A 22,760-nucleotide genomic window follows, 5' to 3' on the forward strand; every position below is an offset into this window, starting at 1 on the left:
ACCGTCCGCCGGGCCACGACGGGCGGGCGGGGGCCGAACGTCCCGAGCCCTCGGCCGAACGGCCTGTTTCGGCCCGCGCGGGGTGTGCTCGCGTCCGGGACAGGGCACCTGACCTGCGTACGGACGTGACTGCGTGGAATCCCACCTCATGTCGGCGCACACGCTCCGGGACGCGGACACCCGCTCCCGGGCGGCGATGAGTGAGGTGGACCCATGGACGGATCGATGTGCGCGGGGCTGTTCACCCGCCGCTTCGGCCCACCGCCCAGGGAAGGGCTCCCGACCACCGTGCTGGTGCACGGGCTCGGGCTGTCCGGGCGGTACTTCGTCCCCCTCGCACGGCGTCTGGCCGCGGGCGGGACGACGGTGCTCGTTCCCGATCTGCCGGGCAACGCGCGCTCGCGGGGCGTCGTCCGCCGCACCCCCGACATGGGCGAGGTCGCCGCCGCCCTGGCCCGCTGGCACCGGCGGCTGTCCCTCGGCCCGACGGTGGCGGTGGGCAACTCGGTCGGCTGCCAGGTCGTCGCGTCCTTCGCCGCCCAACACCCGGACGCGGTGCGTCGGACGGTGCTCCTCGCACCGGCCCTCGAACCGCGCACCGCCGCCCTGCGCCACTTCGGCCGGCTCCTCGCGGACGCGCCCCGCGAACCGCTCGCCCTGCTGGCGCTGGCCGCGACCGACTACCTGCTGACCGGTCCCGTCCGGTGCGCCCTGTCCTTCCGGCACGCGCTGCGCGACGCCGACGCGGCGTTCGAGCAGCACCTGGCCCGGATCGACGCGCCCACCCTCGTGGTGCGGGGCACCGGCGACACGATCGTCACCGCCGCCTGGTCCCGCCGCGTGGCCGGGCTCGTCCCCCGCGGCCAGGCGGTCGATGTCCCCGGCACCGCCCATGCCGCCCACTACAGCGCGCCCGACACCATCGCGCGGCTGATCCGCGACTTCAGCGCGAAGGAGGACACGTGACCCCGCTCGAGAAGTCCCACCGCGAGACGTCCACGCCCCGGCGGCGTCCGTCGCTGTGGCTGCGCGTGCTGCCCGGGGTGTCCCCCGAACGCCGCGGCTTCATCCTGGCCTGGTGGGGCTTCGCCGTCACCTTCGGCGGGATGCGGCTGCTCACGTGGCTGATCCACATCGACATGGCCGGGGTGGGAGACGTGCAGGCCGGCGGGGTGCACATCCACCACTACGTCTGGGGGATCCTGCTGCTCGCCGTGGTCGGCGCGGTGGGACTCGTGCACCGCACGGCGCGGGTGCGCGCCTGGATGGGACTCGCCTACGGCGTGGGCCTGGCGCTGATCCTCGACGAGGCGGCGTTGCTGATCAGCCTGGAGGACGTCTACTGGGACACCGAGGGCGGCATCAGCATCGCGCTGGCCGTCACGGTGATCGCCGTCGCGGGCAGCGTCCTGGCGGCGACGCGCGGCCGCGACGGCAACAGGGCTCACGACACGGAACGCAGCGGAGAGTGACCCCGCTCCCCCGGCGGCCGCGCAGTCCGGCCCCGCTCCCCCGCGCTGCGGGGCTGGACGGCGCGCGGCCGGGCAGGCGGATCCACGCGATCACGTCGGGCCGTTCAGTCGTTGCGGCGCTTGCCGAACTCCCCGATCAGCACCGGGTACTGCTCCTTGCCGTGCCCGGCGGCGATCGCCCGGTCCGCCATCGCCTTGAGCAGCCTCGGCAGTTCGGCGTTCACCCCCACCGCCTCGCTCTCCTCGATCAGGTGCTCCATCGCCCGTGCGTCGGTCTCCAGGGCGGAGACCTCGGCCGGGAAGGAACCGCTGTCGATCTGCTCGGCGTACCCCGGCAGCCAGTCGGCCACGACGGCGGCGATCTGCCGCGCGAACGGGGCGTACGTCGCGGCGTCGACGCCGGCCGTCCTGAGCATGGCCGTGCCCTGGAGCCAGGCGTTCAGGACGCTCCACATCATGGCCAGGCCGGCCACGTCGTACAACGACGCGAGCCCAGGGTCCGTTCCCAGGTGGGTGACGGTGCCGAGGGCGCCGAGGGCTGACTCGTGTGCCGCGAAGTCCGGCTCGGGCCCACTGAGCAGGATCACCGCATCGGCGGTGCCGATGGCCGGCGGGACGGCCATGATGGCGCCGTCCAGATAGCGGGCACCGCGCTGTTCGGCCCATCGGGCGGCTTCCCGGGCCTGGGCCGAACTGCCCGACGTCAGGTTGAGCAGCGTCGTGCCGTGCAGCGCGGCCTCCTCCGCGCCCAGCAGCTCGTACAGGGCCGGGTAGTCGGTGACGCAGACGATCGTCAGTGAGTCCGCCGTGAGCGCGTCGCCGACGGTCGGCGCCAGCCGTACGCCCTGGGCCACCAGTCGGTCGGCTTTGGAGGGGGTGCGGTTCCACACGGTGGTGGGATGCCCGGCTTTCAGGAACGCGCCGGCGAGCGCTTGGCCCATCAGGCCGAGTCCGATGATGGTCACGGGTGTTTCGGTGCGGTTGTTCATGACAGCATCGTGAACGTTGATACCGGTGTGAAGGTCAAGCGAGGTAGCGATGCTGATCGGGGAACTGAGTCGTCGAACGGGAGTCCACACGCATCAGTTGCGTTACTACGGGGCCCAGGGGCTGCTGGAGGCCGACCGGGGCGCCAACGGATACCGCGAGTACGACGAGACGGCTGTGCTGCGGGTCAAGCAGATCCGTCACCTGCTCGGCGCCGGCCTGTCGTCCGAGGACATCGCGTACGTGCTGCCGTGTGCCCTCGGAGAGGCTCCGGAGCTGCCCGGATGCCCCGAGTTGCTGGCTGCGATGCGGTCACGGCTGCAGCGGCTGAACGATCGGATGGCCGACCTCGCCCAATCGCGCGACGCACTGGCCGGCTACATCGCCGCCGCCGAGCGGACGGGCGACGAGAGCTACCCGCCCTTCGACACTGCGGACCACTGTCCCGTTCCGGCCTGAGGAGGCGGAGATTCCCCTCACACGACGGTGAAGTCGTGCAGGGTGCCCAGGCGGGTCAGGGACTCGCGGCCCGGGATGCCGTCGACCGCCCGGCCGGAGAAGCCGCAGCGCCGCTGCCAGTCGGCATAGGCCGACTTCGTTCGCACGCCGAAGGAGCCGTCCACCCACGTGGCGTTCAGCAGCAGCTCGGCGTGCAGGGCCCGCTCCACGATCAGGACGTCGGCCGGGTACGTGGTGCCGCCCTGCGGGAGTCCCGGATCACGGTCGGCGGCGGCGATGACGCGGGCCAGGGCGACCAGCGGCTTGGCCGGGGGCGTCGTCCCCGCGGCGAAGGCGGGCCAGGAACCGGGGCCCTGATGCTGGTTCTGCGGGACCTGGCTGTGCCCGTACCACCCCCTGCGCGTCGCCCAGATCCGCTCGTCCCGGTGCGCGCCGAAGTCGGTGGGCCGGCCCATCGGCCACACGTCGGGCACGCCCTCCAGGCGTTCAGCTGCGGCCAGCCCGTGCAGGGAGTGTCGACGAGACATGCGTGGGCGCGGCCGTCCACCCGGCAGTGCGGGAAGAAGTGCGCCTCGACCTGGAGGACGACCCGGCCGGCCCGGTTGGTGCGACTCCCGCCGTCGAGGTCGACGAGGGACTTCGCCCGGGAGGTCGCAGGGAAGAACTGGGTGCATCGGCCGGTGAAAGGGGACCAGAGGAGGGGCGGGTGCCGCACGCAAGCTCGCCGATGCGGCGTCACGACCACCCTGTGGACGGCCGCCTGCCCCGTCCAGCGGTGTTCCGCTGAGCGGGACCAGCGTGCTCCGCCTCGGGCGGACAAGCCGCCGCGGTGCCGGGTCGTGCCGGGAGAAAAGGACTTGAGTCGCTCGCGGCCCGACGTCCACGATGGCGGTCGGTCGGGTCGGCAACCGAAGGGGTGGGTGGCAGTGCCGGAGCGCAACGACGAGGTCGTTCTGACCGGCGGCGGCGTCAACCACGTCGTGCGCGTCGGGTCCACCGTCCGACGGCCCGTGGGGCCATGGACCCGCACGGTGCACGCGCTGCTCGATCACCTGCGGGCGGCGGGGTTCGCCGCTGCGCCGCGCGCCCACGGGTTCGACGCCGACGGGCGCGAGATCCTCGACTTCCTCCCCGGCGAGGTGGCCACCTACCCCCTGCCGGAGTACGTGCGGTCGGACGCGACGTTGCGGACCGTGGCGGTGATGCTGCGGGACTACCACGACGCCACCGTCGGCTTCGCACCCGCGGCAGACGCCGCCTGGTACCTCCCCGGCCGCGCCCCGGTCGAGGTGATCTGTCACGGGGACGCCGCTCCGTACAACTGCGTGTTCCGCGACGGGAGGCCGGTCGCCTGGATCGACTTCGACACCGCGCACCCCGGCCCTCGGATCTGGGATGTCGCGTACACCGCCTACCGGTTCGTGCCCCTGACCGACCCGGGTAACGGCGACTTCACGCTGCCTGTCGAGGAACAGGCCCGCCGGCTGCGGCTCTTCGCGGATGCCTACCGGCTGGACGACGACGGACGAGCGTCATTGGCCGACACGGCCCGAGACCGCTTGGACCACCTCGTCCGCCACATGCACGAGCAGGCTGCCGCCGGCACCGCCGCGTTCGCCGAGCACATCGCAGCCGGACACGACAACCTCTACCGGTCCGACGCGGCTCACCTCACGCGCCACGCGGCGGTCTTCACGGAATGGTTGCGGCGCAGCGCCCCCCTGGGGTGAAGCTCGAAACCTTATGGAGCCGGGGTCCAGTCGTGGTCGAACACCGGCACCCACACGAGGGCGCGGCGGTGCGCGCAGCTCCGGACGGGTACCGGAGCGGTGTCGCACGGGGCGGAAGCGGTCGGTGATGCGGAGACAAATCCGGGCTGAGTGCTCATAGGCTCCTCCAAGCGGTATATCACCACAGTACGCCGTAGGGGTATGTGTGGGGGAGGCATGCGGCGGCATCACTCGGAGCCGTACGGACGGACCCAACTCCCCACCGCACATGGGCCGTCCGGCTCCGATGCCGCAGTACGGGTCCCCGTCCGGGACGGCGGACGGGGACCTCGCGACGCGCGGTCAGCCGCTGATCTGCTGGGGCTCGGACCGGCTGCCGATGGCGATCTTGCGGGGCTTGGCACGCTCGGCGATCGGGATGCGCAGGGTCAGGACGCCCGCGTCGTACTCCGCGTGGATGTGCTCGGTGTCCAGGGTGTCGGCGAGCATCACCTGGCGGGAGAAGACTCCCAGCGGCCGCTCGGACAGCTCGACCTGTACCGCCTCGCCCTTCGCCACCGGCCGGCGCTCCGCCTTGACGGTCAGCATGTTCCGCTCCACGTCGATGTCCAGCGCCTCCGGGCTCATCCCGGGCAGATCGAACGCGATGACGTACTCGTCACCCTCGCGGTAGGCGTCCATCGGCATCACGGACGGCTTGGACCACGTCCCCGAGGTCGCGGTGAGCTGCTGGACGATGCGGTCCATCTCGCGGAACGGGTCGGTGCGCATCAACACGGTGAAACACCTCCAGTTGGTTCGGGCGGAAATTGCCAATGCGCTGCACGGCGATTCCGTTGTAACATGTCATCCAGTCGATGACAAGCAGAATGTCGTCAGAAGGGTGACAAGCATCGGAGGACCCTCGCCCATGACCGCGCCCCACGCCCTGACCACCGCCCTGAACAGCATCAATGAGGCCATCCACGCTGCCGGGAAGCCCTTGCCCCATCCCGCCTCGCCCAGCTCGGAGGAGGCCCTCGCCGCACTCCTGCTCCTGCGCGAGCTGCGTGATCAGCTCGCCGGGTGGGAGCCCGCGCTGATCGAGGCCGCCCGCGCCGCCGGCGCCAGCTGGGCCGACCTCGCCCAGCCCCTCGGCGTCGCCAGCCGCCAGGCCGCCGAACGCCGCTACCTGCGGATCCGCCCCGGCAGCCCCGGCACCACCGGTGAAGAGCGCGTCCAGGCCACCCGCAACCGCCGCGCCGCCGACCGCACCGTCACCACCTGGGCCCGCGACAACGCGGCAGACCTGCGCCGCCTCGCCGGCGAGATCTCCGCCCTCACCGATCTGCCCGACCCCGCCCGCACCCCCCTGACCGAGGCCCTCTCCCACGACGACGCCACCCACCTGCTCGCTCCGCTCACCGCCACCCGGCCGCACGTCGAACACGACCACGCCGACCTCGCCGCCCGCATCGACACCATCACCCACCACACCGACCGGCTCCGCCACGAACAGGGCGACCACGCCGCGCCCCCGGCCGACGCCTAGCCGGCGGACACCTGGCCGACGAACACGCGGCGGCGCCCCGCGGGAACGGAGGGGCGCGCAGCCGCGGAGAGACGGTGCGGGCGCCGTCGGGCCCGGGATACGCCAGGAGGGCCGATCGGCCCCGCAGCAATCGGCGCACCTGGCTCCGCCTAGATGTACAGGCACGGGAGGGGCGTCCAACACGTCCGGCCCGGAGGCCTGCCGGGCTCCGGCGGTGGCCGCCGGGCCGGCGTACGATCCGGCAGAACGCCGGCCTGTTCAGCTCACGCCGACGATCTGCCGCTCGGGCTCGATCACGGCCACGACGCGCTCCAGGGCGCGGGAGTACGGGCCACCGGTGTACTTCGCCGAGATCCGGTCGATGATCGCCCAGGCCGCGTCGCCCTCGATCCAGTCCACGACGCGGCCGCGGACGGCCACGGGTTCGAACGGGTTGTCCGCCGGTGTCAGGGAGAGCGCGACCCTGGGGTCGCGGCGCAGGTTGGCCGCCTTGCGGCTGTGCGGGCCGGTCAAAATAACAATGCGGTCGCCCTCGGTGCCGATCCACACGGGCACGGCGTGCGGGGCGCCGTCCGGTAGGAGGCTGGCGAGGTGGGCGATCGGGGTGCCGTCGAGGACGCGGCGAACGTCGGGGTCGAGCATGTGGTTCTCCTTCGAGGGGAGTTGGCAGCACGGGGCCGGTGCCACATCCGGAGTTTCTTCAAGAGACTCCACTAGCCTAACCAACGGCGTTCCGTAAGGGAACCCCATTTGCTAGAGTCGCCCCATGCAACGCACCAGCTTCGGCGAGATGGCCTGCTCGATCGCGCGCACGCTGGACGTGATCGGGGAACCGTGGTCACCGCTGGTCCTGCGGGACATCTGGGTCGGCATGCACCGCTTCGACGACATCCAGGCCGACCTGGGCATCTCGCGCAAGGTCCTGACCGAGCGCCTCCACCACCTGGTCGAGCACGGCGTTCTGGAGCGCCGCCCCTACGACCGGCGCCCGCGCTACGAGTACCACCTGACGGCGAAGGGCACCGAGCTCGTCGACCTGCTCATGGTCATGGCCGGCTGGGGCGACCGGTGGCTCGCCGGCGAGGCCGGTCCGCCCGTGCTCTACCGCCACCACGCCTGCGGGGAGATCAGCGGAGTCGAACTGTCCTGCGCCCACTGCGGCCGACCGATGCACGCGGACGACGTGGACGTTCTCCCCGGCCCGGGCAGCGCGCCGGCCGGGCCCTGAAACCGCACTCCGCCGCCGCCCGAAGAGCACCGTGCGCCGCGGTGGGGACTCCTCCGAACTGACGCGCGGATCGCGACGGAAGGCGTGCACCAGCCGCCCGGAAACGCGGGCACCGGCCTGTCACCGCGGAGCGGTCACCGCGGCCGGCGAGTTCGCGTCGTGGATGAGCAGGCGGGGTGCGCCGGTGCCGTCGGCGGGCACGGACCACACGTCCCAGCCGCCGCCGTGACGGGGCAGCCCGTACATCACGGTGTGGTCGTCGAGCCAGGCGGCCTGGTCGTCGACGCTGTGCTCCTCCGCCAGCGGGGTCTCCTTCATGGTGGCCAGGTCCAGCACGTACAGGCGCCACGGCCTGTTGGCGCTGGCGTTGACCCGCTTCTTGAACACGATGCGGGTGTTGTCGGACGACAGCGAGGGGCACTCGGCGTTGGTCCGCAGGGTGCGCGCGGTCCACTTCCGGTAGTCGCCCTGGACCAGGTAGGTGCGCCCGCCGGTGCGGGCCGTGGCATAGAAGGTGTTGTCGTCCGCGGCGAAGTTGACGCCCCAGTAGTTGAGGTCCGCGGCGTGGTAGGGCTTCCCGTCGAGGGTGAGCGGGATCTGCTCGATGCTGCTGATCAGGCGGCCGGTCCGGGTGTCGAGGATCGAGGTCCGGGTCGAGAAGTCGTCCTTCAGGTAGGAGTCGCCCTGCACGAACGTCGTCCAGGAGAGCATGCTGCCGCTGGCCGAGACCCGGGCCCGGTTGGGGAACCCCTCGGTCTTGACCTGCCGCACCTGCCGCAGGTCGCGGTCGAGGACCGTGACGTGCGTGGCGGGGACCGGGCCCCCCCGCTGCATGCAGATCCCGGTGCCGTGGGCGGCGTAGAGCCGGTCGCACAGCGCGGTGCCGGTGGTCCGCGGCGTGTCGGGGCGGTCGAGGGGCACCGAGGCGATCCGCCCGAACGAGGAGCCCGGGGCGGTGTCGCGGAAGAGGATCTGCCCGGAGGTGTCCAGCCGGACGACGCCGCTCGCACCGCCGGCGCCGTCGGCGTCCCGGGAGCGCAGCACGTACCCGGTGACGGTGGTGATCGCGACCAGGGCCATCACCAGCAGGATCAGCAGCCGGTTGCGGGTACTCATGCCGTGCTCTCCTCGCGCAGGGGAAGGGTCACCAGCGCCGCCACGATGGCGACGGCCAGGACGGTGAGGGCCACCGCGAGTGCGGTGTGCAGGCCCCACCGCGACCAGGCGGCGCCGAACAGCACCGAGGACGCCAGCGTGGCCAGCGACTGGCCCGTCTGGATCACCGACAGGCCGGCGGCTCGCAGGTGCTCGGGCACCATCGGCCCGACGGCCGCCATCAGCACCCCGTCGGTCGCCGCGTAGAACAGCCCGTGCAGCACGAGCGTGGTGACCACCAGGACGGGGCCGCCGACCGGGCCGAACAGCGCCAGGTAGGCGAGGAGCAGGGCCCCGTAGCCGGCGACGAACACCCGCAGCCGCCCCATCCGGTCGGCGAGCTGGCCGAGCGGCATCGCCAGCAGCAGGTAGACGCCGGTGGTGCCCAGTGGAAGCAGCGGGAAGTACTCCGCGGGGATGTCCAGGCGCTGCTGGATCAGGAGGTACACGAACGAGTCGCTGAGCGTCACCGCGCCGAGCAGCAGGACGCCGATGCCCACCCGGCGGAAGCCGGGCCGCAGCAGCAGGCCGAGCACGTCGCGCACGGTCGCCCGTTCGTGCCGGTCCAGCGGCTGCCGCCGGTCGCGGACGAACAGCGCCAGGATCACCAGCGCGAACGCGGCGATGCAGAAGCTCGCCACGAAGACGGTGTCGTAGTGGCCGGGTGTGGCCAGCAGCAGCGCGAAGGCGGCCAGCGGTCCGAGGAAGGCGCCGGTGGTGTCCAGCGCGCGGTGTGCGCCGAAGGAGCGGCCGAGCGTCTCGGGGGTGCTGCTCAGCGAGATGAGGGCGTCGCGGGGACCGGTGCGCAGGCCCTTGCCGGTGCGGTCGGCCGCGATCACCGCACCGAGTGCCGGCACGGAGGAGCCGGCGGCGAGCAGGCCCAGCTTGCACAGGGCCGACAGCGCGTAGCCGCTGCCCGCGACCAGTTTGCGGCGCTGCCAGCGGTCCGCGGCGTGGCCTCCCGCGACGCGGACCAGGGCGGTGACCCCGAAGTACATGCCGTTGAGCGCACCGAACTGCAGGGGGCTCAGGCCGAGGGTGAAGATGACGTACATCGGCAGCACCGCGGTGATCATCTCGGAGGAGATGTCCGTGACCAGGCTGACCGATCCGAGCGCGAGCACGTTGGAGTCCACGCCCGCCCACGCCCGGCGCCGGCCGGGGGCGGCGGCAGCGGCGGCGGGTACTTCGGACGTCTCGGGTACTTCGGACGTCACGGGGGTTTCGGCAGCCTCGGGAGCCTCGGCAGATGGGGGGCGGACGGCCCGGCTCGTCGAGATGTACATGACTGTCCTCTCTTGCTGATGCCTTCACGATCGGGGCCCGCCGGCCGGGGTGTGCCGGCCGGCGGGCCCGTGAGCAGGAGGTGGATCAGTCGTTGATCGAGTACGGGTCGCCGTAGACCTTCCACTGCAGCGGCGGGTTCAGGTTGAGGTTGCCGTTGTTGAGGAAGATCCGCTGCTCGGTGTCGACGCGGCTGGTGTCCTCGTGCGCGGCCTCGGTGAGCATGGCCGCCTTGCGGGCGTCGAGGAACGCGTTGAGGTAGGCGGTCTCGTTGCCGCCCTGGGCCGGGGTCTTGGCCTTCTTCAGCGCCGCCGCGCGGATCCCGCCGAAGCTGGTCGCGTCGTCGCCGGGACCGTGCATCACGATGGCGTCGTAGTAGGCGAACTGGCCGAGGGCGTGCAGGCCGTCGGACTTCGCCTGGCTGACGGCCGGGTTGAAGTACACCCGGTCGCGTTCGTCCTCCTGCGCCCGCTGGAAGACGGAGTCCTTGGCCGCGGTGTGCCAGGCGGTCTCGAAGTTCGAGCCGAGCCCGGTGTGCGAGGCCGTGCCGTTGACCTTCTCCAGCGCGGGCAGGTACGAGGCCAGGACGTTGCCGGGCTTGAGGTCGGTGTAGTGCCGGACGAGGTCGAGCATGTCGCCGGTACCGGAGCAGAAGCCGACGATGCCCGCGGTGTAGCCACGGCCGTCACCGATGTCCTCGATGTAGGTGTACTGCGACTTCCAGTCCAGCGAGGAGTTCTCCGCGCTGGAGACGAGCTGCATCGCGATCTCCTTCTTGCGCGGGTCCGTCAGATCGGCGCCCGAGCCGCCGGGCGCCGTGGTGGGAGCGGTCGTCGGCGGTGTGGTGGGCGGGGTCGTGGGCGCCGTCGTGGGCGGGGTCGTCGGCGGTGTGGTGCTCCCGGCGCCGTACACCTCGAACTCGAACAGCGAGTAGCCGTAGGCCGTGCCGCGCTGGCTGGCCGACATGCGCACGTAGCGGCCGTGCCCGCTGAGGGCCAGGTCGTCGGTGCCACCGTTGCCGGTGGTCGTGGAGTAGGCCGTCGTCCAGGTGCTGCCGTCCGTCGACGTCTGGATCTTGTACGACTTCCCGTACGCCGCTTCCCACGTCAGCTTGACGCGGCTGAGCGCGGTGTCGGCGCCGAGGTCGACCGAGATCCACTGCGCGTCGGAGCCCTCCTTGCTGCCCCAGCGGGTGGTGGCGTTGCCGTCCACCGCCTTGGCTCCGGAGTACGAGCTGCTCTCGGTGGACGAGGTGGTGGTCGGCTTGCCCAGTGCCAGGTTCACCGACCCGGTGGGCGGGGTGGTGGGAGGCGTCGTGGGCGGGGTCGTGGGCGGGGTGCCGGTCACGTCCCAGATGTCGGTGATCGGCTTCGCCGTGGCCGCGCTGCCCAGGGCGGGCAGCCCGTACATGTCCTCCAGCGTGCGCAGGATCGAGTAGTGGTTGTACTTGACGCTGGAGGTGGCGCCCTTCTTGACGTTCGCGCCGACGATCATCGTGGCGATCTTGTTGTCGGCGTCGTCCCCGTCGTTCTCGTCCCAGGTCAGGATGAGGGCGCTGTTGTGGGTCTTGGCCCACTGGATGTAGCCGTCGAAGTGCGCCTTCAGCCAGTCGTCACCCTTCTTGACCGAGCCGTCGTGCATGTCGTTGTCGAGGTTCGGGGTCACGAACGACACGTCGGGGAGCTTGCTGTAGTCCGTCGGGAAGCGGCTGTAGCGCAGGTTCGAGGTCGCCGGGACGTTGGAGAAGTTCACCCAGCCGTTGTGCTTGCGGGCGTAGCCGTTGCTGCCGTCGTCGCCGCAGTCCTTCGAGCCGTCGGCCGGCAAGTCCTCGGAGTAGCCGACGAAGGAGTGCCCGCGCGTCAGGAGCTGGTTGCCGAGGTTGTCCGACGTGTACTCGTACGGACAGTTGTCGTCGTCGACGCCGTGCGTGGAGCCCGAGAACATCGCGATGTAGTTGCCCTGGCTGGGGTGGGTCGTGCCGTGCATGTTCGACAGCGACGCGCCCTGCTTGGCCAGGGAGTTGATGTACGGCGCGTTGCTGCTGCCGACGACGTCGTCGTAGAACTTGTTCTCCTCCGTCACGACCACGACGTGGTCGAACTGGGGGATCCCGTTGGCGGTCACGGCCGCCGGGGACGCGGTCGCGCCGTTGCTGCCGGACGGGGACGCGATGGCCGTCGCCGTCAGCCCGAGCAGGCCCACGGCCACGCTCATGCCGGCGGCGATGAGGGCGTTGCGGGACCGCCGGCCGCGGCGGGCGTGGACGCCGTGCTCCCCGGGCGGGGGCTCGGTGCGCGGGGAGCGCGAGGGAGGGTAGGGAGGCGTCATGCTGATCTCCTTGGACAAGGCTGTGGTGCTGATCGGTGCGATGGACCTGGGCAGCGCCTGTGCGGCAGTGCGGCGGGCCGGGCCGCGCGGGGAGGTGACGCGTTCGGGGCATGCGGCATTGCGACGACAGGTTCAGCGGACTATGACCGCGGCGGCCGGGTCAGCTGCATGCGCAGATGCAGGTGAGCGCGTCAGGTTCGGAACGTCCGCGCCGAGCCGCTGGCGGGATCTTATGGGATAGGAAACTTTCTTAACAGATGTGGGAAGCTCCGAATCCCGGGGCATCGAAGAAAGGCCCAGCTCACCGGGTGCGGCCGCCCGGGAATCAAAGCCTCCAGATCCCACCCACCCGCGCGAAAGCGCGCTCGACGGCCTTGTCGCGCCGGTCGGGGGACCCCACACTGACCTCACCCGGCGGCCCGCAGGACGCGTCGCCGGCCCACGGACGTCCCACCGCGCCGCGCGAGGACACCGATGCACGCAGCGGGTCTGGAGAGGCTGCCCGGGTGACCGGCCAGTGACCCGCGGCGGGTCGGTTCTGTGAGTCACCCACACCGTTCACCACCTGGCCCGCCCCTGGCCGCCCCACGGCCGCCGGTGTGCCCCAGGCTTCGCCGGAAGCGTCAGCGCGCTTCCCGTCTTCCCCACTCCCCCGAAGGAAGGACCGGCCCCCTTGCGTACGCACTGGCGTAGACAAGCCCACCTCACCGCCGCCGCCCTGACCGTCCTTGGCCTCGCCCTGGGCCTGTCCGGCGCACCGGCCTCCGCCCAGGACCGGCCCGCGGCACGGAACGCGTCCGCCGCCCAGGACCCGTCCACGGTGCGGATCAACGAGATCGAGTCGAGCGACGGCAACCCCGGCGACTGGATCGAACTCGTCAACACCGGGACCACCGCGGTCGACGTGTCCAAGTGGGTCCTCAAGGACAACGACAACGCGCACTCCTACAAGATCGCGTCCGGCACGACGCTGGCCCCGCACGCCTACCTGGCGCTGAACGTCGAGTCGTCGTTCGGCCTGGGCAGTTCGGACTCCGCGCGCCTGTTCCGGCCGGGCGGCTCCACCCTGGTCGACTCCTACGCCTGGACCGCGCACGCCACCACCACCTACGGGCGGTGCGCGGACGGGACCGGCGCGTTCACCACCACGACCGCTCCGACCCGCGGCGCGGCCAACGCCTGCGGCGGGGGCGGACAGCCCTCCGACTCCGCCTGGCCGGGCGGTACGGCAGTCACCGTCGCCGACGGCTCCAATGTGTTCGGGGAGAACCTCAGCGGGCTGTCCTTCGAGAGCGCCGGGGTGCTGTGGGCGGTGAACAACGGCCCGAGCAAGCTCTACCGGCTCGTGCCCAACGGGACGACCTGGCGCCCCGACCCGTCCGCCGGCTGGTCGTCGGGCAAGAGCCTGCGCTACAAGAACGGCAGCGGCGACCCCGATGCCGAGGCCGTGGTCGTCACCCCCGAGGGCGTGTTCGTCGCCACCGAGCGCGACGGCAACAAGGGCTCCACCAGCCTGCCGAAGATCCTGCGCTACGACCCCGCCTCCACCGCGTCCGCGCTCAACGCGACCGCCGAGTGGAACCTCACCTCCGACCTGCCCTCCCTGCCGGCCAACTCCGGTCCCGAGGCGCTGTCGTGGATCCCGGACACGTTCCTGACCGCACACGGCTTCCGCGACGAGCACACCGGCGCCGCCTACGACCCCGCCACCTATCCCGCCCACGGCAGCGGCCTGTTCTTCGCCGGCGTCGAGGACAACGGCACCGTCTACGCCTACGCGCTCAACACCTCCGGCGGCGGCTTCACCCGCGTCGCCACCTTCGCCGGCGGCTTCTCCAGCGTGATGGACCTGGAGTTCGAGCCCGCCACCGGCCACCTGTGGGCGACCTGCGACGACACCTGCGAGGGCCGCAGCGCGACCCTGGACATCAACGCCCAGGGCAAGTTCACCGTCACCCACACCTACGACCGCCCCGCGGGGATGGGCAACTACAACAACGAGGGCTTCGCCATCGCCCCCCAGTCGACGTGCACCGGCGGCCACAAGCCCGTCATCTGGTCCGACGACGCCAACGACGGCGGCCACGCCCTCCGCACGGGCACCGTGAACTGCATCTCCTGACCCCGCCCCGACGTGGCCGGGGGCGGCACAGCTGCCGCCCCCGGCCTGGTCGTTCAGCGCTGCGGGACGTCCCTGACGAACACGATGCCGTCGATGTCCGCCAGGTGGGCCGGGTCCAGGGGGGCGTAGCCGTACCAGGGGGATACGCGCGGGGCGGGGGGCGGAGTGTCGAGGGTGGCGGCCAGGCGGGGGGCGTCGATGACGCAGCGGTCCTGCGGGAGCGCGTACAGGAGCCCTTCGAGGGTGGTCGGCGGCGGCGTGTCCACGCCGCGGTGCCGGATCGTGCCCAGCGCGGTCGCCACGAAGGCGTACTCCGCGCCGAGTCGGGTGCTCACCAGAGCGCCGGCGCTCCACCACTCCAACCGCGCCCCGCCCATCCGCATCGAGCTCTTGGCCCGCTGGAGATGCGCGTTCTGGGCGTGGACCAGCGCCGGGCCCCGTTCGGCGAGGGCGAGCAGGTTCTGGGCCATCATCTGGTCCCGCACGCTCACCAGCCGGGTCAGCCGCGCGGGTGAGGTGTCGGCCATCCCGTGGTGGTAGCGCAGCAGGCCGGCCGCGGTGCGCCCGTACAGCCGGGCCCGCTCGAAGGCGTCGGGCGAGGTCGTCGCGAGCAGGTGCGGAGCCTGCTGGTCGAGCAGCGCCAGCATCTCGTCGGCGAGCAGCCGCAGGCGGTCGGCCTCGACCGTCCGCCCGACGGAGAGCGCGGGTTCCATCATCACGGCCGGATCGGTCCATCGGTCGTCGGCGCCGAGCAGGCGGTCGAGGGTGTCCGGGGTGCAGGGCAGCAGCTCCGCGTCCACCCGGGGCGCCAGGTAGCCGTGCAGTGCGGTGAGGGCCTGCCGGGGGCTCGCCGCGTGGGTGATCTCCAGCGGGCCGTCGAACCCGGCGAAGCGCAGCCGCTCGGACGCGCCGCAACCGTCCTCGTCCGCCCGGACGTTGTGGTCCCGCATCCAGCGCACGAGGTCGCGGTTGGCGGCCGAGGCGCCCCAACCGTGGCTGATGCCCTGCGCCATGACGTCGTCGAGGGTGCCCGCACCCGTGGTGACGTAGTCGTCGACGAGCAGACCCATGACGCAGTCGCTCTCGATCGCGATCGTCCGGTAGCCCTCCTGCTCGACCAGTTGCCGGAAGACAGCGTTGCGCAGGTCGAGCAGCGCGTCCTCGCCGTGGGTGGGCTCGCCCAGCGCGAGCAGCCGGGGGCGCGACGGGAGCAGCCTCATGACGGCGGCGGCGTCGACGGCCTGGACGGTGTCCTTGATGTCAGTAGCCATGCCGTCAACGCTATCGTTGAACCTTCGGTGTAAACTTTTCCGCGCTATCGTGCGGCTCATGGGGAAAAACTCTCAAAGTGAGGATCGGCTCCGGCCGGTCGATCTGGCGCGCGGACACGGTCTGTCGACCCAGGCGATCCGGAACTACGAGGAGGCCGGCATCCTTCCGGCGGCCGCCCGCACGCCCCACGGCTACCGCACCTACACCTCCCTGCACGCGGGCGCCCTGCGCGCGTTCCTCGCGCTGCTGCCCGGCCACGGCCACCGGACAGCGGCGGCGATCCTGCGGGCGGTGAACCAGGGCGCGGACGACGGGGCGTTCCGCCTCCTCGACGAGAGCCATGCCCAACTCCTCGACGACCGGCAGACCCTGCGGGCCGTGGAGAGCGCCCTGCGCGACCTGAAGCCCACCCGGGCGGGGCACGGGACGGCGCCCGCCCCCAGGCCCGGCGGCACGTTCATCGGGCCGCTGGCGACCGAACTCGGCGTCCGCCCCGCCACGCTGCGCAAGTGGGAGCGCGCGGGGCTGGTGTGCCCGCGCCGCGATCCGCAGACCGGCTACCGCGTCTACGACGAGGCCGACGTCCGGGACGCCCGGCTGGCCCACCAGCTGCGCCGGGGCGGCTACCTGCTGGAACAGATCGGTCCGCTGCTCGCCCAGGTGCGGACGGCCGGCGGGCTGGAGCCGTTGGAGGCCGCCCTGGGCGACTGGCACGCCCGGCTGTCCGCCCGCGGGCGGGCGATGCTGACCGGAGCCGCCGAACTGGAGGCATACCTGCGCCGGCGCGGTTGACTCGTCGGCCCCGTCCGCGTGCGCCCCACCGTTCCGTCACTACCGGCGGAGCCGGCCGACGTGACCATCCGCTCCCGCGGGCCTGATGGACACGCCGGCCGTGCCGCCCTCGTGGTGGACGAGCCGGCCGGCACATGAGGAACCCCGCCCGAAGTGGTCCGCAGACCACTCCGGGCGGGGCCCGTCCAGATGTGCGTGCGAGCACGCCGCAGTCGGGTCCTCCGGTCAGCCGACCGGGACTTCGGTTCGCGGTTCCTCGGCCTCGGCCCGGGTCTCGGGGTTGCCCGGCCACCAGAACTTCCTGCCCGTCAGCAGCACCAGCGCCGGGACGAGCACGGTGCGCACGATCAGCGTGTCGAGCAGCACGCCGATGCCGACGATCACGCCGATCTCGGTGAGGGTGATGAGCGGGAGAACGCCCAGGACCGCGAAGACCGCGGCGAGCAGGATGCCCGCGCTGGTGATCACTCCGCCGGTCGAGGCGAGCGCGCGGAGGATCGCCGCGCGGGTGTCGTGGCCGGCCACCGTGTCCTCCCTCGCGCGGGCGATGAGGAAGATGTTGTAGTCGACTCCGAGCGCCACGAGGAACAGGAACGACAGCAGCGGAACGTTGTCGTCGAGTGCGGGGAAGTCGTACACGGTGGTGAAGACGAAGTGCGACGCGCCGAGTGCGGAGAAGTACGTCGCGACCACGGTCAGCACCAGGAGCACCGGTGCGACCAGGGCCCGGAGCAGCAGCACCAGCACGGTGAACACGATCAGCAGGACCAGCGGCACCACCACCTTGGTGTCGCGGCTGGTGGCCTGGGCGGTGTCGTAGTCCCCCGCGGTCGTGCCGCCCACCAGCGCCTTGGCGTCGGGGATGTCGGCGAGCTTGTCGCGCAGGCGTACGAGGGTGGGGCGGATTCCGCGCTGCCGGGCGATGAGTCGAGGATGACGGTCGAGACGGCATAGCCACCGGACGGGGTGCCGGGCCGGACCGAGTCGACGCCTTCGACGGTGCCCGCGGCCTGGGCGACCTCGGCCGCGGCGCCTGCGGCGGAGACCACGTCGAGCGGCTGGGTGGCCCCGGCCGGGAGGACCGACTGGAGGGTCCTGGCGCCCTGGACGGCCTCGGGGGTCTTGCGGAACAGCTCGTTCTGGGAGAGCCCGACGGTGGTGCCGAAGAGCCCGCACGCCAGCGCGGCCAGGATGACGACCGCCCCGGTGGACACCAGCGCGGGCCGCTTGCTGACGACCCGGCCGAGCTTGGACCACACCCCGTCGCGGTCGGCGGCGATGGCGTCGCCGACACGGGGGATCAGGGGCCAGAACAGCCAGCGGCCCGGCAGGACGAGCGCGGCGGGGAGCACGACGAGGCCGAAGAACATGGCGATGACGATGCCGACGGCGCCGGCGAAGCCGAGCCCGCGGTTGACCGTCAGTTCGGCGGCGAGCAGCGTGAGCAGACTCAGGACCACGGTGGATCCGCTGGCCAGAACCGCCGGGGCGACGCCGCCCAGGGCGCGGCGCATGGCGACGAAGCGGTTCTCCTCGACCCGCAGTTCGTCCCGGTAGCGCGAGACGAGCAGCAGGGCGTAGTTGGTGCCTGCGCCGAACACCAGCACGGAGAGGATGCCGGCGGCCGAGCTGTCCACGGCCACGTCGACATGGGGGGCGAGCGCGCCCACGACGACGGTGGCGAGACGGTCGCCCATCGCGACGACGATCAGCGGCACCAGCCACAGGATCGGGCTGCGGTAGGTGACCAGGAGCAGCAGCGCGACGACCAGGGCGGTCGTCAGGAGAAGCGTGACATCCGCGCCGTCGAAGACCTTGTTCAGGTCGGCGGCGACGGCGGGTGCGCCGGTGACCTGGGCGCGCAGCGGCGCTGGGAGGTTCTGTCCGGCGACCTTGCGGACCTCGGCGACCGCTGTGTTGTTCTCCTCGCCCTCGGCCTTGTCCGACAGGGGGACCATCACGGTGGCGACGGTGCCCTTGGGGTCGAACACGGCGGTGGCCGGGGTGCGGGTGAGGCCGGTGGCGCCGAGCGGTCCGGCCTTCGCCGTGATGGCGGACTTGTCGGCCCCGGTCAGCGGACTGCCGTCAGTACGGCTGTAGACGACGATCGCCGGGGACGTGCCGCCGCTCTCCATCGCGTCGATGATCTTCGCGGCTTTGGCGGACTGGGCCGCGGCGGGAAGGGTGTCGCTGTCCGCGCCCTTGGTGGTGGCCTCGGACGGACCGACCGCGAAGATCGCCCCGACGAAGGCGAGGGTGAGGAGCAGGACCGTTACGGCGAGCGTCCGGGGCTTGCGGACAGGGCTTGGGGACTTCATCGAATCCTCACGATGGCGCTGTTGTGATCGGCGGATTGCCGACTGCTGCGGACCCAGAACATATTCCATGGTGGAATAGTTTTACCGTGGAAAATTAAGACGATGACGGTAGGTTGTCAAAGGCGTACCGGCGCACAGGACCGGCCCGCAGGCAGGAAAGGCGGCACCGGGGTGCAGGGATCGACACGCGGTGAGATGGATGCGCAGCGTGAGCGGCTGATCGAGACGCTGCGGGCGTACAGCGGCCGCTTCACCGAGCTGAGCCACCTCTTCGCCGACTGGCTGGGCCTGCACTCCACCGACGCGACCGCGCTGCTGGAGATCGCCGCGGCGGAGGAGCGGGGCGTCCCGCTCTCCCCGGCCCGTCTCAGCGAGCGGATCCTCCTCTCGCCCGGCGCGACGACCGCCCTGCTCAACCGCCTCGAAGGGGCCGGACACATCATCCGCAGCCGGGAGGGCACCGACCGCCGGGTCATCACTCTGCGCAGCAGCGCGTATGTCCAGGAGCGCGCCGAGGAGTTCTTCCACCCCCTGGGCGAACGGCTCGACGCCGTCATGGCGGAGCACCCGCAGGAGTTGCTGGCCGGCTTCGAGGCCCTGCTCGCCGACCTGAGCACGAGCATGGACTCCTACATTGCCGAGCGGGCCCGGAAGAACTGACGCCGGCTCACGTCCCCCGGGCCGCGCCGGGCGCTACAGCCGGGGCACGGTCAGGCGGTCGCGCGATCGAGCCAGCCGATCAGGTCGTCGACGATCTCGTCGCGGTTGGTTTCGTTGAACAGTTCGTGCCGGGCCCCCGGGTAGGTGCGGTAGACGATGTCCGTGAGCCCTGCCTGCCGGTAGCGCTCGACGGCGAGATCGCTGAGGGTCAACGCCTGGTTGAGCGGGTCGTGGTCGCCGACGAGGACGTTGAGGGGCAGGCCGGCGGGGATGCCGCCGGGGGTGGCCAGCCGCCCGGCGGCGGCTGCCAGGTCCTGCATGGAGGGTCCGGTCAGGGTGAATCCGCACAACGGGTCGGCGATATAGGCGTCGACCTCCGCTTCGTCCCGGCTGAGCCAGTCGGCCTCGGTGCGGGTGGGCTGGAAGGCGCTGTTGAAGGCTGACATCACGTCACCACCGGCCGCGGCGAGGAATGCGAGGAGCCTGTCGACGGCCGCGGTCCCGCACAGGGCGACGGCGGTGACGAGGTCGGCGTGGTCGAGCAGGTACTGCTGGGCCGCGAAGGAGCCGAGGCTGTGGCCGAGGAGCACCACCGGCAGGCCCGGGTGGCGGTCGCGGGCGATCCGGGTGAGCGCGGCGAGGTCGTCGACCAGCAGGTTCCAGCCGTCGCTCCCGAGGTCGCCCGGCCGCCCCGGCAGCATGGTCAGCCCGTGGCCGCGATGGTCGTCGGCGTACACGACGTACCCCCGCGCGGTCAGCCGGTGGGCGAGGCGCGCGTAGCGGGCGCCGTGTTCACCCATGCCGTGCGCGATCTGGACGATGCCGCGTGGCGGGTGCTCGGGCACCCACGCGCGGACGTGGACGGTGAGGCCGTCCTGGCTGGGAAAGGTGAAGCGGGTGGACATGGCTCACTCCTGGATCGGGCACCGCACGGAGAAAGCGGCTCCGTGCCGCCTTCCGCTCCTACGGGAGGATCATGCGCCCCTACGTCGCGCAGGCCCAGCGCATCCCCTGGATCGCTCCCCGCCTCGCCCACTCCAGGGCCCGTGCCGGCGTCCGGCGCATGGCGCGTCCCGGGGGCTCCGCACACGATCCCCGGACACTAGACTCCGCGCATGAGCACCGGCCGCACGCCCCTGTTCTGTGACGCCGCACTCGCCGAGCGCATCGAGCGGGTCGAGGCGCAGCTCATCGCCAAGGGCAGCGAAGCCGCCCACCGCCGCGCGGCGGGCCCGGCGGGCTTCGTGGTCCCGCTCGCCGGGGGCGTGGCGAGCTTCGCCGAGGAGGGCTCGCCACTCAACAAGGTGGCGGGGCTGGGCTTCGGCGGGCTGCCGAGCACCGCCGCCCTCGACGACATCGAGCGGGCCTTCACCGCCTGCGGCGCCCCCGTACAGGTCGAACTCGCCCACCTCGCCGACCCCGCGATCGGCGCCCTGCTGACCGCACGCGGATACCGGCTGACCTCGTTCGAGAACGTGCTCGGCCGCGCCCTCACGAACGAGCACGAGCAGGTGCCGCCGCCCGAACGGCCCGCGGTCGCGATCCGTCCCAGCGGTGACGACGAGTTCGAGCCGTGGCTCGACGTCGTGGCCGCGGGCTTCGCGCAGCCCGACACCCAAGGGCTCCCCTCCCACGAGGAGTTCCCCCGCGACGTCATCGCCCGGGCCGTGCGCGATCTCGCGACGGCGGCCGGGGTCGTGCGGTACGCCGCCGTGCTCGACGGGATCCTCGTCGGGGGCGCCAGCCTGCGCCTGGCGGACGGGGTCGCGCAGTTCACCGGCGCGGCGACGGCGCCCGCGTACCGCCGTCGCGGCGTCCAGAGCGCGCTGCTGTCGGCCCGGCTCGCCGACGCGGCGGCCGCCGGCTGCGACATCGCCGTCATCACCACGCAGCCGGGTTCGAAGTCGCAGCACAACGCCCAGCGCCGGGGCTTCGACCTGCTCTACACCCGCGCTGTGCTGGTGAAACAGCTCTGAACCGCGGTAGGCCCGCAGGCCCGGATCCGGGCCTGCGGCAGTGATCTGGCTCACACCCTGTCACGGGAATCCACGGGTCGGTGTCTTGTGTGCGAACCGCTGGAAACGAGGGAGGCACACCGTGACTGGGAAGACCGGCAACACCGAGGTGGTCGTGATCGGCGGAGGGTACGCCGGGGTGATGGCGGCCAACCGCCTGCGGCAGCGCGACGACGTGACCGTGACGCTGATCAACCCGCGCCCGTCGTTCGTCGACCGGATCCGCCTGCACCAACTGGTCGGCGGGAGCAACGACGCCGTCATCGCGTACACCGACGTGCTGCGCGAGGGCACCGGGCTGGTGGTCGACAGCGCGACCCGGATCGACGCGCCCGCGCGCAGCGTGGCGCTGGCGTCGGGCGGCACGGTCGGCTACGACTACCTGGTCTACGCGGTCGGCAGCGGCAGCGCCGACCCGCGCGTGATCGGAGCGCCGGAGTTCGCCTACCCCATCGCCAGTCTGGAGGAGGCGCAGCGGCTGCGGCCGGTGCTCGACGCCGCGCCGGCCGCGGCCGCGGTGACGGTCGTCGGAGCGGGCCCGACCGGTATCGAGACCGCGGCCGAGCTGGCGGAGGCGGGCCGCGCCGTGACCCTGGTCTGCGGCGGGGTGCTCGGCCCGTACCTGCACCGCCGGGGGCGGCGCGCGGTCGCCAAGCGTCTGGCCCACCTCGGGGTGACCGTGGTCGACGGTCCCGGCACGAAGGTGACGGCCGTGGCGCGCGCGAGCGTACGGCTCGGCGACGGCCGCGAGCTGCCGAGTGCGGTGACGATCTGGACCGCCGGATTCGGCGTGCCGGAGCTGGCCGCCCGCAGCGGGCTGAGCACCGACGCGGTGGGCCGGCTGCTCACGGACGAGACGTTGACCAGCGTGGACGACGCGCGCATCGTCGCGGCCGGTGACTCGGCGGCACCCTCGGGCCTGCCACTGCGGATGAGCTGCCAGGCCGCGCTGCCGGCGGGCGCGCGCGCCGCCGACACCGTGCTGAGCCGGATCGCGGGCGAGCAGCCCGCCGCCCTCAACCAGGTCTTCGCCGGCCAGTGCATCAGCCTGGGCCGCCGTGCCGGGATCTTCCAGTTCGCCCACCGGTACGACGTCGCGGTGGGGTTCCACCTCGCCGGCCGGCCGGGGGCGAAGGTCAAGGAGTTCATCTGCCAGGGCATCGTCAAGTACATGACCGACGAGGCGGCCAAGCCCGGCACCTACAGCCTGCACCGCGTCTCGGGCGGGTCCAAGCGCCGGCGGATGCTCCAGGCCGCGCCCGCCCCGGCGCCGGCCACCGTCGAACGGGCGGCGTAGCGCCGCGGGCGGGGCCGATCGCCGGTGGGCCGGGGGCGGATGGGACCCTGCTGGGGAGCACGCTGGATGGCCGCCGGCAACCGGGCACGGCCGTGAGGGAGAGGGGTCGA

General features: G+C 72.2%; 21 protein-coding genes and 2 pseudogenes. 11 read left to right on the plus strand and 12 right to left on the minus strand.

The genetic code is table 11. The annotated features are described in order from the left end of the window. Positions 1–213 precede the first annotated feature (213 nt). Together ABZ721_RS04355 and ABZ721_RS04360 are read left to right on the plus strand one after the other, a co-directional pair. Positions 214–966 (plus strand): alpha/beta fold hydrolase, encoded by a 753-nt coding sequence (locus ABZ721_RS04355; RefSeq protein ID WP_358787049.1) that lies wholly within the window; start codon positions 214–216, stop codon positions 964–966. Beyond that, positions 963–1,472 carry a hypothetical protein gene (locus ABZ721_RS04360; RefSeq protein WP_358787050.1) on the plus strand — a complete coding sequence of 170 codons (510 nt, stop codon included), beginning with the start codon at positions 963–965 and terminating at the stop codon, positions 1,470–1,472. The genes ABZ721_RS04355 and ABZ721_RS04360 overlap by 4 nt, the downstream gene beginning before the upstream one ends. A gap of 104 nt (positions 1,473–1,576) precedes the next feature. Here ABZ721_RS04360 and ABZ721_RS04365 read toward each other — a convergent pair whose 3' ends face one another. Next, positions 1,577–2,461, minus strand: coding sequence for an NAD(P)-binding domain-containing protein (locus ABZ721_RS04365; protein ID WP_358787051.1), 885 nt, complete (start codon positions 2,459–2,461; stop codon positions 1,577–1,579). A 49-nt stretch (positions 2,462–2,510) separates the two neighbouring features. Between ABZ721_RS04365 and ABZ721_RS04370 the strand changes: the two genes are divergently transcribed. Further along, positions 2,511–2,918, plus strand: coding sequence for a MerR family transcriptional regulator (locus tag ABZ721_RS04370; protein ID WP_358787052.1), 408 nt, complete (start codon positions 2,511–2,513; stop codon positions 2,916–2,918). A gap of 17 nt (positions 2,919–2,935) precedes the next feature. Here ABZ721_RS04370 and ABZ721_RS04375 read toward each other — a convergent pair whose 3' ends face one another. After that, positions 2,936–3,445, minus strand: a complete 510-nt coding sequence (locus tag ABZ721_RS04375) for a peptidoglycan-binding domain-containing protein (protein ID WP_358787053.1) — start codon at positions 3,443–3,445, stop codon at positions 2,936–2,938. Between the two features lie 393 nt (positions 3,446–3,838). Here ABZ721_RS04375 and ABZ721_RS04380 point away from each other — a divergent pair, with 393 nt between their 5' ends. After that, positions 3,839–4,648 (plus strand): phosphotransferase, encoded by an 810-nt coding sequence (locus ABZ721_RS04380; RefSeq protein WP_358787054.1) that lies wholly within the window; start codon positions 3,839–3,841, stop codon positions 4,646–4,648. 342 nt (positions 4,649–4,990) lie between these two features. Here ABZ721_RS04380 and ABZ721_RS04385 read toward each other — a convergent pair whose 3' ends face one another. Next, entirely contained in the window at positions 4,991–5,425 is a 435-nt protein-coding gene (locus ABZ721_RS04385; RefSeq protein WP_358787055.1) for an Hsp20/alpha crystallin family protein, read from the minus strand. 133 nt (positions 5,426–5,558) lie between these two features. Here ABZ721_RS04385 and ABZ721_RS04390 point away from each other — a divergent pair, with 133 nt between their 5' ends. After that, complete coding sequence (locus ABZ721_RS04390) at positions 5,559–6,179, plus strand: type III effector protein (RefSeq protein WP_358787056.1); 621 nt, start codon at positions 5,559–5,561, stop codon at positions 6,177–6,179. Between the two features lie 258 nt (positions 6,180–6,437). Here the strand turns inward: ABZ721_RS04390 and ABZ721_RS04395 are convergent, their stop codons facing one another. Further along, positions 6,438–6,821, minus strand: a complete 384-nt coding sequence (locus tag ABZ721_RS04395; RefSeq protein WP_358787057.1) for a TIGR03618 family F420-dependent PPOX class oxidoreductase — start codon at positions 6,819–6,821, stop codon at positions 6,438–6,440. Positions 6,822–6,945: 124 nt separating this feature from the next. Between ABZ721_RS04395 and ABZ721_RS04400 the strand changes: the two genes are divergently transcribed. Further along, entirely contained in the window at positions 6,946–7,407 is a 462-nt protein-coding gene (locus ABZ721_RS04400; RefSeq protein WP_358787058.1) for a helix-turn-helix domain-containing protein, read from the plus strand. A 120-nt stretch (positions 7,408–7,527) separates the two neighbouring features. Here ABZ721_RS04400 and ABZ721_RS04405 read toward each other — a convergent pair whose 3' ends face one another. The 4 genes and pseudogenes from ABZ721_RS04405 to ABZ721_RS04420 form a co-directional block, all read right to left on the minus strand. Then, positions 7,528–8,523: a hypothetical protein gene (locus tag ABZ721_RS04405; RefSeq protein WP_358787059.1), complete on the minus strand. Its 996-nt coding sequence runs from the start codon at positions 8,521–8,523 to the stop codon at positions 7,528–7,530. After that, the gene (locus ABZ721_RS04410) at positions 8,520–9,779 is read right to left on the minus strand and encodes an MFS transporter (protein ID WP_358787060.1); all 1,260 of its coding nucleotides are present in this window, start codon (positions 9,777–9,779) and stop codon (positions 8,520–8,522) included. The genes ABZ721_RS04405 and ABZ721_RS04410 overlap by 4 nt, the downstream gene beginning before the upstream one ends. A 154-nt stretch (positions 9,780–9,933) precedes the next feature. Beyond that, positions 9,934–10,632 (minus strand): annotated as a pseudogene (locus ABZ721_RS04415) (chitosanase); the annotation flags it as partial. 150 nt (positions 10,633–10,782) lie between these two features. Continuing rightward, positions 10,783–12,174, minus strand: a pseudogene (locus ABZ721_RS04420) (alkaline phosphatase family protein); the annotation flags it as partial. Between the two features lie 673 nt (positions 12,175–12,847). On the opposite strand from ABZ721_RS04420, the gene ABZ721_RS04425 reads away from it, so the two are divergent. Beyond that, positions 12,848–14,296: a lamin tail domain-containing protein gene (locus ABZ721_RS04425; protein WP_358787061.1), complete on the plus strand. Its 1,449-nt coding sequence runs from the start codon at positions 12,848–12,850 to the stop codon at positions 14,294–14,296. A 53-nt stretch (positions 14,297–14,349) separates the two neighbouring features. Here ABZ721_RS04425 and ABZ721_RS04430 read toward each other — a convergent pair whose 3' ends face one another. Beyond that, a complete protein-coding gene (locus tag ABZ721_RS04430) occupies positions 14,350–15,567 on the minus strand; it encodes an erythromycin esterase family protein (RefSeq protein ID WP_358787062.1) in 1,218 nt (405 codons plus the stop codon). Between the two features lie 58 nt (positions 15,568–15,625). Between ABZ721_RS04430 and ABZ721_RS04435 the strand changes: the two genes are divergently transcribed. After that, entirely contained in the window at positions 15,626–16,360 is a 735-nt protein-coding gene (locus ABZ721_RS04435) for a TioE family transcriptional regulator (RefSeq protein WP_358787063.1), read from the plus strand. A 225-nt stretch (positions 16,361–16,585) separates the two neighbouring features. On the opposite strand, the gene ABZ721_RS04440 is transcribed toward ABZ721_RS04435, so the two are convergent. Further along, the gene (locus tag ABZ721_RS04440; protein WP_358787064.1) at positions 16,586–17,203 is read right to left on the minus strand and encodes an MMPL family transporter; all 618 of its coding nucleotides are present in this window, start codon (positions 17,201–17,203) and stop codon (positions 16,586–16,588) included. Next, complete coding sequence (locus ABZ721_RS04445) at positions 17,119–18,678, minus strand: MMPL family transporter (protein WP_358787065.1); 1,560 nt, start codon at positions 18,676–18,678, stop codon at positions 17,119–17,121. Before ABZ721_RS04445 ends, ABZ721_RS04440 begins: the two co-directional genes overlap by 85 nt. A gap of 195 nt (positions 18,679–18,873) precedes the next feature. Between ABZ721_RS04445 and ABZ721_RS04450 the strand changes: the two genes are divergently transcribed. After that, complete coding sequence (locus ABZ721_RS04450) at positions 18,874–19,338, plus strand: helix-turn-helix domain-containing protein (RefSeq protein WP_358787066.1); 465 nt, start codon at positions 18,874–18,876, stop codon at positions 19,336–19,338. A 50-nt stretch (positions 19,339–19,388) separates the two neighbouring features. On the opposite strand, the gene ABZ721_RS04455 is transcribed toward ABZ721_RS04450, so the two are convergent. After that, a complete protein-coding gene (locus ABZ721_RS04455) occupies positions 19,389–20,243 on the minus strand; it encodes an alpha/beta hydrolase (protein ID WP_358787067.1) in 855 nt (284 codons plus the stop codon). A 210-nt stretch (positions 20,244–20,453) separates the two neighbouring features. Here ABZ721_RS04455 and ABZ721_RS04460 point away from each other — a divergent pair, with 210 nt between their 5' ends. Then, on the plus strand, positions 20,454–21,314 hold the full coding sequence (locus tag ABZ721_RS04460) for a GNAT family N-acetyltransferase (RefSeq protein WP_358787068.1): 861 nt from the start codon (positions 20,454–20,456) through the stop codon (positions 21,312–21,314). A 121-nt stretch (positions 21,315–21,435) separates the two neighbouring features. Then, a complete protein-coding gene (locus tag ABZ721_RS04465; RefSeq protein ID WP_358787069.1) occupies positions 21,436–22,650 on the plus strand; it encodes an FAD-dependent oxidoreductase in 1,215 nt (404 codons plus the stop codon). Positions 22,651–22,760: the final 110 nt, after the last annotated feature.

This window comes from Streptomyces sp. NPDC006733 (assembly GCF_040636125.1).
Classification (GTDB): domain Bacteria; phylum Actinomycetota; class Actinomycetes; order Streptomycetales; family Streptomycetaceae; genus Actinacidiphila.